12 protein-coding genes are annotated in these 12360 nt (G+C 49.3%); 5 read left to right on the top strand and 7 right to left on the bottom strand.

The genetic code is table 11. From position 1 onward, the window contains the following. Window positions 1–226 precede the first annotated feature (226 nt). The gene (locus IQ260_RS18425; protein WP_193994565.1) at window positions 227–1525 is read left to right on the top strand and encodes a hypothetical protein; all 1299 of its coding nucleotides are present in this window, start codon (window positions 227–229) and stop codon (window positions 1523–1525) included. Between the two features lie 353 nt (window positions 1526–1878). Beyond that, complete coding sequence (locus IQ260_RS18420) at window positions 1879–2160, top strand: hypothetical protein (RefSeq protein ID WP_228016241.1); 282 nt, start codon at window positions 1879–1881, stop codon at window positions 2158–2160. A gap of 181 nt (window positions 2161–2341) precedes the next feature. On the opposite strand, the gene IQ260_RS18415 is transcribed toward IQ260_RS18420, so the two are convergent. From IQ260_RS18415 to IQ260_RS18395, 5 genes are all read right to left on the bottom strand, one after another. After that, window positions 2342–2956, bottom strand: coding sequence for a type I restriction enzyme HsdR N-terminal domain-containing protein (locus IQ260_RS18415; protein WP_193994564.1), 615 nt, complete (start codon window positions 2954–2956; stop codon window positions 2342–2344). A 247-nt stretch (window positions 2957–3203) separates the two neighbouring features. Beyond that, a complete protein-coding gene (locus IQ260_RS18410; protein ID WP_193994563.1) occupies window positions 3204–4772 on the bottom strand; it encodes an Hsp70 family protein in 1569 nt (522 codons plus the stop codon). A 101-nt stretch (window positions 4773–4873) separates the two neighbouring features. Then, the gene (locus tag IQ260_RS18405) at window positions 4874–5383 is read right to left on the bottom strand and encodes a nucleotide exchange factor GrpE (protein WP_193994562.1); all 510 of its coding nucleotides are present in this window, start codon (window positions 5381–5383) and stop codon (window positions 4874–4876) included. A 20-nt stretch (window positions 5384–5403) separates the two neighbouring features. Then, the gene (locus tag IQ260_RS18400) at window positions 5404–5700 is read right to left on the bottom strand and encodes a J domain-containing protein (protein ID WP_193994561.1); all 297 of its coding nucleotides are present in this window, start codon (window positions 5698–5700) and stop codon (window positions 5404–5406) included. Between the two features lie 63 nt (window positions 5701–5763). Continuing rightward, window positions 5764–8301, bottom strand: a complete 2538-nt coding sequence (locus tag IQ260_RS18395) for a tetratricopeptide repeat protein (protein WP_193994560.1) — start codon at window positions 8299–8301, stop codon at window positions 5764–5766. A gap of 666 nt (window positions 8302–8967) precedes the next feature. Here IQ260_RS18395 and IQ260_RS18390 point away from each other — a divergent pair. Further along, entirely contained in the window at window positions 8968–9978 is a 1011-nt protein-coding gene (locus IQ260_RS18390) for a hypothetical protein (RefSeq protein ID WP_193994559.1), read from the top strand. Between the two features lie 121 nt (window positions 9979–10099). Beyond that, window positions 10100–10447 carry a DUF4189 domain-containing protein gene (locus tag IQ260_RS18385; protein ID WP_193994558.1) on the top strand — a complete coding sequence of 116 codons (348 nt, stop codon included), beginning with the start codon at window positions 10100–10102 and terminating at the stop codon, window positions 10445–10447. Window positions 10448–10593: 146 nt separating this feature from the next. On the opposite strand, the gene IQ260_RS18380 is transcribed toward IQ260_RS18385, so the two are convergent. Both IQ260_RS18380 and IQ260_RS18375 read right to left on the bottom strand, forming a co-directional pair. Next, window positions 10594–11016, bottom strand: coding sequence for a hypothetical protein (locus tag IQ260_RS18380; protein ID WP_193994567.1), 423 nt, complete (start codon window positions 11014–11016; stop codon window positions 10594–10596). A gap of 239 nt (window positions 11017–11255) precedes the next feature. Then, entirely contained in the window at window positions 11256–11819 is a 564-nt protein-coding gene (locus IQ260_RS18375; protein WP_193994557.1) for a DUF721 domain-containing protein, read from the bottom strand. A 145-nt stretch (window positions 11820–11964) separates the two neighbouring features. Between IQ260_RS18375 and IQ260_RS18370 the strand changes: the two genes are divergently transcribed. After that, window positions 11965–12360 (top strand): hypothetical protein (locus tag IQ260_RS18370; protein ID WP_228016240.1); only part of this gene is annotated, 396 nt, incomplete at its 3' end.

The raw sequence follows: 12360 nt of genomic DNA, 5'->3' as shown, positions 1-12360 counted from the left end.
GCACACCGAAACTCAGAGAAATAGGGACCATAACCGGAACTCACATCAACAGGGTCGTTTCTATCTTCATTAACCTTATGTCCTTTATTTCTGTATAAATTGATGCCGTTTGAATTTGGAATTGCTGGCGTACTCCTGGACTATCCTTCAGGGGATTATGCATTATTGTCGCTATAGCAATCAGGAGTACAAGTTCATTATTACACGATGGCTGGCTGGCGCTAGTATGGACGCGGAGGATCTTGCCAAAGTGAAGCTGGCCCCGTGGGAAGATGAGCTAAATCGTGAGGCTTTTTCGCTTGAGGCGATTGCAGTTTTAAGTAAACTCTCACTCCTCGACGAACCGCTGATTATTGTTTTTGATCAGCTAGAAGGGCTCGGCAGACAACAAAATAGAGTTCTACTAGAGAACTTTGGTGAGGCCATTAAAGAGATATTTACTCATGTACCCAATAGTCTCATAATTTTCAATTTATTTCCTAATCGTTGGATACAGATGCGAGACGAGATCTTTGATGGAGCCATTATTGATCGGATGTCGCAATATGTTATTCAGCTAGAACACCCTAGCAAGGAAAATCTCAAGGCTATCTTACAGGAAAAGCTGAATTCTTTAGACTTATCGCTAGAGACACTTTTTGACAGTCAAGAATTAGATGACATTCTGGGACAACCATCTATTCGAGCTGCGATCAATCGAGCTGCGGCATATTATCGTCACAAGATTCACGATATTGCATTATCACCCCAATCACGCAAACAGTGGATGGAGCCCAGTGTAGTTCACTCTAGAAAGCTCATTAACAATAACGGTGAAACTACCGAGCATCGTCTGGAGCGGATCGAAGCAGATATTGGCTGGTTAAAAGAGAAAATAGAGGTTCTATTCTCCAATCAATCCATGGGGAGCACACTGACTGTGAGGGATTTACCTAAGGAACCAACGGTTGATCCTAATCTTGAAATATTGCGTTCCTACATGGACCAGCAGCGTCAGGAGCTGGGAGCCAGATACGATAGACTCCAGTTAATTCATGGCAGTGATGACTTGGGAAAGTTATGGATAGTTGCGTCTGAGTTTCAGAATTGTGAGCTGTTTGAGATTCAAAAGTTAAGATTGGGGAATCGCGTACTGCCAGCAAATCTTCTCATTCAAAATTCGCAAAAAGGAAATGTTCTAGCGTTTCTTCATGCGAATGGTAGTAGCTTTACTGCACGTATTAAGAACTTTAATAAGTTAGTGAGCAGCCATTCGGACTTCAACTTTGTTCTGATGCGTGATGTTCGAGAGAGCACCATTAGAGGAAAAGTAGGCAAGTTCGAAATTGAGAGGCTCAACCATATGAAAAATGGCAGATTTGTCTATCTTCAACGAGAAGACAGAATTGAGTTGGAACTTATCTACACGTTAGTGGTTGATATTCAAAATCAGGACCTCGATATCAGCTTTGAAAAAGCGTTTTCCCTGCTTAGATGGCAACAGCCAAAGCACTGGATACTGGAAAAGCTATTTTTACAAGATTGATGCGATCGCACCTCCCCCCAGCTCAGACGTGCGATCGCAATCTGTCCTAAATCACGACTGCTAGTCCTCAAAGCCATGCAAACGATTCGTAACATCTGACCATTGACTTGAGTACAAATCTACCCGTATTCTTTTTTATCAAGCCGTGTTTGTGCGGTGATCATACAGAACTCAATCCTTGGCACCGTTGGCAGGTGTTACAGCACCTAACCAACGGCTAACCCCCGCTGAGCAGTCCAGACGGAGGCTTTGGTTATGGTACCTTAGCTGTCCCGATGTGCATATTTCGGGGCAGCTAAGGATCGAGTTCTGGCTTCCTTGTCCTTGACCATTTCATCTAGGAAACCAGAACCATGCCAAATACCCAACTGCAGGCTGCAGCACCCTCCGCCCGGCGCGAGGTGCCTGCTCCTGCTGTGCTACCCGCCATTCCGGTCACCAGCTCACCGTTTCAGCCCGATAAGGTGCGCCATCTCGTTTTTGGCACCCTACCCGCCCTCCGATTCACCATCAAAGACCTACACATGCGCGGCTACGCCGAACCCAACGATTGGAGTCAGCCATTGCCCACCGGTCGCCCCAGTGAAGTCATGGCCATCTTGACCAAGCGTATCGAGGAACCCCAAATACCGTAATGCCGTAGGTTGGCGTTGAGCATCCAAAACCTAACAATCTCAACCCATCTCCCATTGGCGAAACCCAACAATTCCAATTATCCCGAGACATATCGAATTTGTTGGGTTTCGCGTGGCTCAACAATTCCAATTATCCCAAGATATATCGAATTTGTTGGGTTTCGCGTGACTCAACGCCAACCTACGGGTTGCTGAGGGTTTTCAAAACAGCAACAACATGGTGCAATTCATTGCCCGGATTAAAAATCGAAAATGTTTTGGATAGTCCATACTGTCCCGTCTCTTTGTTCAATTTTACAAAGATCAAATCGGTACCGTTGGTCACCAACCCAAAACGTACGCCGCTGGGCTGATCACCGCTAACCATGTAAGTCAACACCTGAGGCAACCCCACATGCCAGCTAAACTGCGGTCCTTTCGCTTCTATTGTAGCTACCCAGATTTGCTCATTTAAAACCAAAATATCAACACGCCCACGAACCAGTTCATCGTTGGCTTTGAGCGCAATCTCGATAGTTTCTTCAGCAATCGGGCGAAAAGGGCGTTCGTAGAAACCTGCTACTGAAAGCAATGGTGAAATAATCACCATTTTGACCAGTTCTTCATGGACTGGATAGGCCAGCAAATATCTAAAATGAGCCTGAGCTTGGTCAAGTACTCGAGCTTGATACGCATCAAGAGCGACTGGCGCTACCTGCCATTCAGGGAAAAAATCGGCACCTGTCTCAAGTCGCAAACCAAATTTTGCTTCTACATCGTGCAGGGTAAGCTGACTGGCCTGAGCGACTCGAACCATTGAACAATCAGGATAAAGATGTGTTTAGTATAGCGAAACCCATTGAAGTCAAGGCGTTGGATTATGCTCCGAGCAGGTACAGCTACACATGCGCGGCTACGCTGAACCCAACGATTGGAGCCAGAGGAACCCCAAATATCGTAATGCCGTAGGTTGGCGTTGAGCCTTGCGAAACCCAACGTTCCAAATATTTTGCCCCTTCGCCTGGGGATATTGGATTTGTTGGGTTTCGTGCCTCAACGCCAACCTACTCTTCCTCATCTGCGCCTGCTAAAGCGGCCATCAAAGGGCTTGTGCTCAGGTCAAACATCTCGTCCAGGGTTTCTCGCGCTTGGACTAGCTCGCTGCTAGATAACCGTCCGGTGTCCGCATCATTGACCACCAGAGATCCCTGCTGACCGGCTCCCTTTTCGGTGGCCGTGACGGTAAGGATGCCGTTGATATCAAAGTCAAAGGTGACCTCTACTTGAATCGCACCGGCAGGTTTGGCCGGTAACCCCTCGACCATAAAAGAGCCCAGGGGAACGTTTTCTTTGGCAATGGCATTCTCTCCCTGAAATACCTCCACCTCAACTTTCTTCTGGCCATCGCTAGCGGTGGAATAAATCTCAGACCGCGATGTGGGAATCACCGTATTTCGCGGAATAATCGTGCTAAATATCCCCGGCATCGGCATTCCCATACCCACATCCATCATGGCGGCAATGCCCAGGGAGTGAGGTACCACATCCACCAAAATCGACTCGATCTCTGCCCCAGACAAAACGCCTGCCTGTACCGCAGCCCCCATGGCCACACACAGATCTGGCTCAAAGCTACTCGAGGGCACCCCTGGCAAATGATTTTGCACCATTTTTTGCACCAGAGGAATTCGCGTAGAGCCCCCCACCAGTACAATGCGATCGAGGTCGTCAGCTGTCATAGAAGCATCACTCAAAGCGCGATCAATGGCCTCTAGAGTCTCTTTGAGCATGGGAGTAATCAAGTGCTCAAAGTCTTCTCGGGCCACCTCTGTTTCCAGGTGCAATGCCGTACTGCCCTGACTCACCAAAAACGGTTCTCGTACGGTGACAAACCCATGGTCGCTCAGTTCAATCTTGGCCGCTTCGGCTGCTCGCATGAGTCGAGCTTCAATGGCCGGATCGTTTGGCAAACTCTCGCCATTGAGCTGTTGAAATTTATCAGTGAGATACCGCTGCAGCTGACGGTCAAAGTCATCTCCCCCCAGACGATTATTGCCGTGGCTGGCTAGGACTTCTGTTACATCGCCGGTAATGTCCACAATGGAGACGTCAAAGGTGCCGCCACCCAGGTCGTATACCAATACGGTTTCCCCATCTTCGCTGCGATTATCGAAAACAAGGGCGGCGGCGGTGGGTTCATTTAAAATTTGTAGCACCTCCAGACCCGCAATCTCTCCGGCTTCTTTGGTAGCCTGCCGCTGGGCATCGGTAAAGTAGGCGGGTACCGTAATCACCGCCTGGGTCACGGGTTCTTCGAGCACGGTTTCCGCCTGCTGCTTGAGGGTGCGCAGAATCATAGCTGAAATGGCCTGGGGAGAATGGGTTTGATCCCCCAGGGTCGCTTCAAAATCTGTTCCCATCTGGCGCTTGATAGATTTGACGGTGCGCTCTGGGGCAGAGGCGTACTGTCGCAGGGCATAGGCCCCCACTAACAGTTTGCCGTCATTATCTAGGCCCACACAGGACGGCAGCAGCAGTTCATCTTCCTCGTCTGGAATCACCCAGGGTTGGCCGCCATCTAGGGTAGCTACAACAGAATTAGTAGTGCCGAGATCAATACCGATAATAGCCATGGTTTAAAGAAATAACGATATCAACGGAGTAAGAATGAAAACAGAAATGCGACGATGGGACTTTGCCTTGTAACACCTCAGTGGCACCGCGACCAAACCGGTTAGTCAGCATCCTTTACGGCTACTGCGTCAGACGCGTCTGCAACGATTACCTGAGCTTCTCTCAGTACCCGATCTTGCCAGCAATAGCCCTTCAGAATTTCCTTGACCACCGTATTGGGAACAGCCTCTGGACTCACTTCTCGACCCATGGCATTCATCTGTCTGGGGTCAAAGGGATGGCCCAGGGTTTTGATGGGGGTAACCGTCTGGCGTTCTAATATGTCTAGAAGCGATTGACGGATAAGAGCAACGCCATCGTAGGCACTTTTGACCACCACGTCGAGTTGGTCGGGCTGACTGGCCTTAGATCCTGCGTTCCAGGACAATAGCTGGCGCCACCAGGGGGCCTTGTTTGTGGCTGTCTCCTGACATTGCTGCTGCGCCTGTTGCCAATGGGTACAGGCCCGGTCTAAATCATCTAGAACCGGCAATAGCTCCAGAAAAATTTGGGACTGCTGCTTTTGGAGCTGACGCCGCTGGGCGATGCGATCGCGAGGAGACTGTGACATTGATAGTACAGTTAAGAACGTTAGAACGTGAGACGAACCAGGGTTTTTAGATCAATCTGAATCTTAGCAGTGGCCTGCTCCCTCAGGGTAGCCAGAGTTTTATCGTCAAAACTGGCCTCTAATGGTTTGCGCTTAAAAAACTCTTCCACCGTGACAGTACTGCCCTGACGCACTGCATCATAGGCAGCTCGAATCGCCTTAAATTCTTTAGGGTGGGTATGGGCCGGAAATTCTTTAAGCTTGGCATGATAAGCGCGCTTGATCTCTTTGGGGCTAGCATCTGGGGCGATACCCAGCTGTTCAAAAGGAGTGCTCATAGAAAAACATTAGGAAGTTGGCAATAGTACTGGGCTCAGGCACAAACCAGACTGCTGTGCGGATTATGGTTTCCGTCTAGACCGTTTAGATTTCTTTTTTTTAGCTCCCGGTAGCGGTCTAAAGAAGTCATCCCCAAATCCGGGTGACTCATCCTCAAACCCGCCAAAGATAGGAGGCAAGGGAATTCCCTGACCAAAAGGTCCGCCAAAGGGACCGCCGGGTGGCATAGCCCCTCCCATTTCCGCCGCCATCATTTCCATAATGAGCTGCTCCATTATTTCCGGCGGAATTTCATCGCCAAACTGGGCCTGGGCCATTTTGGCAATCATGTCCATCATGTCCCGCATCGACGGGGGACGACCAGAGCGACCCAAGCCCGACATAGCAGAACGAGTCATCGCCTGACCCTGTAGCCATTCCTCATCGCGATAGGCATCCAAAGCATCTGCGTCCTGGAGGCGACGGGCCAGGTCAAATCCGCGCTCAAACAGCTCCTGATACTCAGGAGCGTCATAGGGATAAGTCGTCGCTTTTGCCAACAGCAACAGTGGATTTTGAGGCTCTTTGGCCAGGGCCTGATCGAGCCATGACAGCAGGACCGACGTTATGGTGAACCAACGCACCTTCAGCTGTAACTGAGCAATGGCCTGGTAGGGCTGAGCTGTAGAGTGAAGATATAAGTCAATGGGAACAACTAGACGATCAGGTTTCTTCTCTTTCACCGCCAGGTATACCAGGTTGGCAATCCGGGCCTCGGGCTGCGCGTCGATTAAGCCAATAAGCTGGGTCTGATAGCGACTTTGCAAAGCAGCTAACCCCTTTTTACGCTTTGCATAGAGGGCCATCACTAAACAAATCGATTGGAGTACGGGTACCTGCTGAGCAGGACTCAACGGCGCCAGCAATGCCTCCCACCGATCAGCGGCTTCAGTTTGGTCAAAGGTTACTCGCTGATCCTTATTGGGGGTATCAGTTGCCGCATCCACAAAAATCTTGATGGCACGACTCGGAAAATCATTGCGGTCTAGATTACCCGTCGCATCTTGCAGCATGAAAAAGAGACGATAGGTAAAAATCTCCTGCCACCGAGGCATATCGGGTTCAGTATCAAGATCCCCAAAGGACTTGCCATACTCCCGACGAACCTGCTTAAGGGTATCAGTATCACCCGTTTTTTCCAGACAGCTAATCAGTTCATCGTAGATATTGACAAAGCTACTGCCTCCTTTTAGAGCCTGGGTGAGTAGGGGAATCGCCTGCTTGTAATGCTTTCGTTTTGCCGCTAGCAGCCCCTGGCGACCAATTATAGATGGGGAATCAGGCGCCATTTTAATCGCTGGCTTGAGCGCTTGTTCAGCCTGTCCAAGTTTTTTAAGATTGATCAGATGATCACATTTCCAGCAATAGAGATGGGTCAAGATTGCCTGGCGTTGCTGTTCGCTCCAGGTGGTTTGGGCTTCTACCCACTGCATTAGCTGTTTAACAACACCAATAGCGGCCTGGTCAGCGCCACTTTCAAACATCGCCTGACGCAAATGGATGGCAATTTGCGGATCCTTAAGGTTAGATGACAATAAACGGGACCAGAATACCTCAGCATATTCAGGCTCACCCAATCTCATGGCAGCGGCTCCAGCCAACGTCATCAGCGGATCGTGCAGCGCCTGAAGTAGCGGAAACTCGGCTGTCGCCTCTTTTAAGGTATTGAGAAATAGATGGGCGGCATCATAGACTTCATCATTGTCAATCATGCGCAGGATTTCTAACACCAGCGTGGATTGCTTTTCTACCGGTGCCAGCCCTTCGAGGGGAACATGCTCGGAAAAATCATGACTGAAGGTATGGGCCAGCTGCACCATGGTAAGGCGCACCTTAGCCGGATGCGGATCACGATTGGGCGTGAATGTTGATAAGGGTGAATAACCGAAGGATGAACGACTAAGCCCCAAGGTTTGCTCTAAACTATCCCACTGGTTTATCTGCTGTTTAGCATAAACTTCCCAGGCAAAGGGCCAATCCCCTGGGGTAATGCGATTACCCACTTTTTTTAAGTGGGACAGGGCGTCTGTGGGGGATTGTTGCTGCAGCGAAAGCACCCCCCGAGCCCAGTGGAGATGGGCCGCATAGAAGCGCTGTTTTTGAGCTTCAATCAGCTCTGCTAGCCGATCGATTTGATCATTGAGCACCAACAGTTTGAGATAACATCCTCCCTGCTGCTTATGCAATTGCCTAGTGTCAAAGGCTGTTTGTACCAGGTCTAAGGCTGCTTGGGGTTGCTCTTGCTCGACTAAGCATTTAGCCAGCCAGTAGTAGGCTTCGCCTTGCTTACCCACTTCGCCTCGCTCCATGGCTAAGCGGAGTGTTTTCTCAGCCTGACCATAGGCCCCCTGCTCTGCTTTATCAATGCCCCAAGCCAGTAAGATATCCCCTTCGCTCAGGCGAACATCACTAGCTTGATTGAGTTTGTGGGCCTGCTTTAGCTTTGTTAGCGCCTGCTGGTAGAGGCCTTGCTCATAATCTTGGTCAATTTGGTCGCCCAGTGATGATTTCGCCAGATTCGATAATTGCTTAAAAGACCGCTTAGAACTACGCCTTCCCATGGCCGACCTCCTGACTTCCTCATACTGGCAGATTTTATCAGCCTAGTAGATCGAATTCGGTAGACGGGGCTTCATAAGCTCCTCTTAATTTTTTGTAATCAAGTTTTTTCTCAACGCCGAGCCATGGGTTGCGCACAGGAAACGTACCCTCGACCCTGTCCTAAATTCTCTCTTGGGAGGCTAAAATAATGACGCAGATCACAGAAATGTGTAAGGCGGATCTCATCTTTGGTTGATACTTCCCCACCGTAACCTGCCTTGATTTGAATCATATTGTTCCTGACAAGGGATCAGTTTGAGAATTGGCCCTTCCTGTGGGGGTAAAACGGGTCTCGTCGCAACGTAATTGCAGGATTTCAGCCTGTGCCGCTTTGAAGAATGGTCCTGCTTTAGTATGGCTTCATGAACAGCTAGCTAGGGTCTATGTGTTGCCGCTGGGTGCTTTCTATCGCTCTCTTCAGAGAGGTTTCTAAACTCTTTCACGTTGATATAGACAGTTTGTTGCCCTAAGCGCATTGAGCTTTTATACCAACTTTTATACCAATTAGGATAAGCAAACGTTCTCTTAATATTAGGACGTTTGTTATCTCCAGAATCAGGTGTGTTATATCCGCAGCGGCACTTAGTTTCTTTTATCGTTGTCACCCTCAGGATGCACACACAGTAATGGCTGCACATACAATGGGCCTACCATCAGGCTTGATAGACAATATTGATCTTGTTATTCGTCAGGATGCGCGAGAACTAATCGAGCGTATTGAGCAGGGACTGGCGTCTGAGCATCTATCGAAATCTGCTTATCGTGAGCTGGGTAAGTTGCTGGAGCAAGTCCCCCACTTAGAACTTACCAATGACCAAATGCTAATACCGATGATGCAGCTGGCGGTTAGTTTATTATTACCGACAGCTGCAGCCCCTAAAAACGACCAGTCTCCTGCTATGTCTATGGCAGAGCGGGTGTCGCTGGCACGGGATATTCGCAAACGTATTGCCCGCGAGATTCGGATTTATCGAAATCCATTGGTCGCTGTTCTCAGCGCCGGAGGGTCTCCCGCTGCTCAGTTAATTTCAGGCCTTACCTGGTTCACCATTACGATTACGTTGTTGATTGGTAGCACCACAGCAGCGCGAATGGTTTTGTCCAATCAATATGAGATTGGCTATCAGCATGGTATTACCCAGGCACAGCCCATCGCTGAACCAGAACCAACAGAACCATTGCCTGACAGCGTGGTAGTGGGTGAACCTTCAGGGTCCACTGTTATTGCCGAAGGGGAAACCCAAGGGTCTCAGGTGGAACTGTTTTCATCCCAAGAGTGGCAATATATCCAGCTGGTGCTGGCGGCGGGTGGCCTCGGTAGCATCGTCAGCGTAATGCTGCGATCGCGAAAACTGGAAAACCGCAATCGCTCCCAGTCGGTTATCCCCTTCTTTATCGGGTTCTTTAAACCGGTGGTGGGGACAGCCTTTAGCCTACTGGCAGTGGCGCTCATTGAATCGGAGGTGGTAGTGGTGTCTGGGTTTAATCCCAGCGAGACCGACACACAGTCAAAGTATCTGTACTTTGCGATCGCATTTATCGCTGGATTTAGCGAAGTGCTAGTCCCCGACTTCCTCGCTCGCACCGAAAAGTCCATGTCATCTGGGGAGAGTAACAAAAAGGATGATCTCTCTTAGGTAGATGCGGATCATGTGCAGCGGCCCCGTAAAGAGAACTATGGGGCCGTAACGGGCGCTTGTGCAAGCCGACATTTTTTTGTCGGCTGTTTAGTTGTTCCTTATTGTTCTCCATTATTCTATGTTAAAGCCTGCTATCCTTAGTCTGTTGTTGTTGGGTACGATCCTCACAGTCCAAGCCCAAGCGGCTCAGCGATATGGCGCCATTGCCATCTCTCGTTCCGGTGACTGGGGGGTGGCTACCAACTATTTATCCGTCAGCAGTGCCGAACGAGAAGCCTTACGCAGCTGCGGCGACGTCAACTGTGCGATCCGAGTATCATTTCGAGGCTGCGGTGCCATAGCCGAACACAATCTTAGCCTGGCCTGGGGCGTGGCATCGACATTAGACAGGGCCAGGGGGCAAGCCCTGAATGTATTGAACGGCCAGGGGGAAGTTTTAGCAGAAGTCTGTAATCGCCGTGATTAAAGCGTCCCCTTTAGCTCTATCTCTGTCGTGATCAGCTCCTGATCTGCCCTGTTACTAAAAAGAGATTGACAATACAGGCCATCAAAAAAGAGCTTATCAAGACATCCTTGATGCTATCTTCCCCAAGGGTGTCTTGATAAGCCCAATCAACTACTCATCTGCTTTGTCAGCGTTGACTCCTTAAGCTGAAACCGACCGACCGGCATCGGCAAACTTTCCACTGTCACTTCTTTTTCTATGGTCAACTTTGTAAGTTCTCGATCCGTATTCTTCGCCAGCTTTATACTTGATTTACTAATTTTAGTTATTTTTTGAAACGGCGACTCTGCTAGAGAGCATGAGGTCCAAGCAGATTGAACGGGGACTCCAAATTGTGAACATTCTCCCCCACGACGACCAATCGGTGTATAAAATCGGCAAGCGCCACATCGAGCAGCCGTAGTTTTTTTAATATTCATAAAAGAATTTTCGTTTTGCGAGACACAACTTTGTGAGACACAACTTTGCAAGAACAGTTCAAAGCCTTGAACATATTTATTGTGAATGAGTTCTTTTCGAAGTCTTTGCATTCTTAAAATGTTAAAAGCTTGATACACCAAGCTTCGGAAGTTAATTTAGGGCAGCGATCTCAATTAATGTTTTCTTTATATTTCAGTTAAATAAATCAATATTCTTTAGAGTGGCTGGGATCACTTCCTAGTGGGCGATCCCAAAAAAAGGATTGACAAATATTTTTGCTATTAATACTTAGAAAAGCATTAATTTTAGCTGTTAAGAAAAATTTAAAGATGTTAGTTTCGTCTACAGTTTATTGCCAACTTTTTGCAATGCAGAGGGCACACATTTCCCATCTAGAGAGTTCCCCTGGTGGACAAAAACACTGACATTCAGGACAAATTTTCTGGAATTTTTGTTGCTTTTTCTTAATTTTTGTCCACCGAGCGTAGGCATCTTCCGGGGTGGTGGTTTGCGCTTGGGGCGTCTCCACCGCGACGGTGTCCTCAATCACGTCACCGCCAATATAACTAGGGTGAGCTTTGACCCAATCAGTTACGGGTTGCTGGCGACGAATGGGACGGCTGTGCCACTGAGCGCTAGAAAAGCGAATATCTTCCAGCGGCATCGCTAGCAGTCGATTGAGTTTATGGAGAATGCGGCGACGCTCCAAGGTTAGGGTTTGCGCCCAAGAGGCATTGGCCACAGTGACATAGAGAACATGGCGCTGAATACTGACAGGCTTGGTCTGGCGAGCCACACCATAGCCCACCGCTTTTGGCCAATATTCACCCACCTGGCGAAACTGACGACGGGCCTGCCAGCCTGGATCGGTTTCTAAATCGGTCATTAGCGATCGCAACCCAGAAAATCCCATGGCTATCTCCCTCTAAAGCACCCCTAAAACAACAACATCCCGACCAGCTAAGGCGCTGCATGCAACGTCTTCCAACTAACGTGCTAACGTATGGTCTATCAGTGGTCCGCTTCTGTTTGCTCTTTGTCTATTTTAGCGATGTCCCATGGCGTCTTCCCCAGATAACCCACCCGCTGCCAGCACCCCCAGACCTGGTTCAGGTCCTGGCATTGAGATTGCCCCGCAGCTAGAAAGTGTCCTGCGAAATCTTAACGTCAACCTTGAAGATGGGCTGATCCGCTATCGGCGTCAACGCCATGGTCGAGTACCGCCACCGCCGCCACCTCGCCGAGCAGCTCAGCGTCATACCATTGATTTAATTTCTGTGTCGGCATCGTCCCCTAGTGAGACCGAGCCTAGTACATCTGCTGGCAGCCTCAACCAGCCACCGCCGCCACCGCCCAATCCGTTTCTCAACCAGACATCAGAGGTCGACACGCCCCTCGAAGACCCCGTGGAGCTGCCAGCAGATGCGGTAATGGAACCACTGCTAGACATCGCT

It is taken from the genome of Leptolyngbya cf. ectocarpi LEGE 11479, assembly GCF_015207065.1.
GTDB lineage: Bacteria > Cyanobacteriota > Cyanobacteriia > Phormidesmidales > Phormidesmidaceae > Leptothoe > Leptothoe ectocarpi.
Note: the sequence above shows the minus strand (reverse complement) of the source record. Positions and strands in the feature narration are given on the sequence as shown.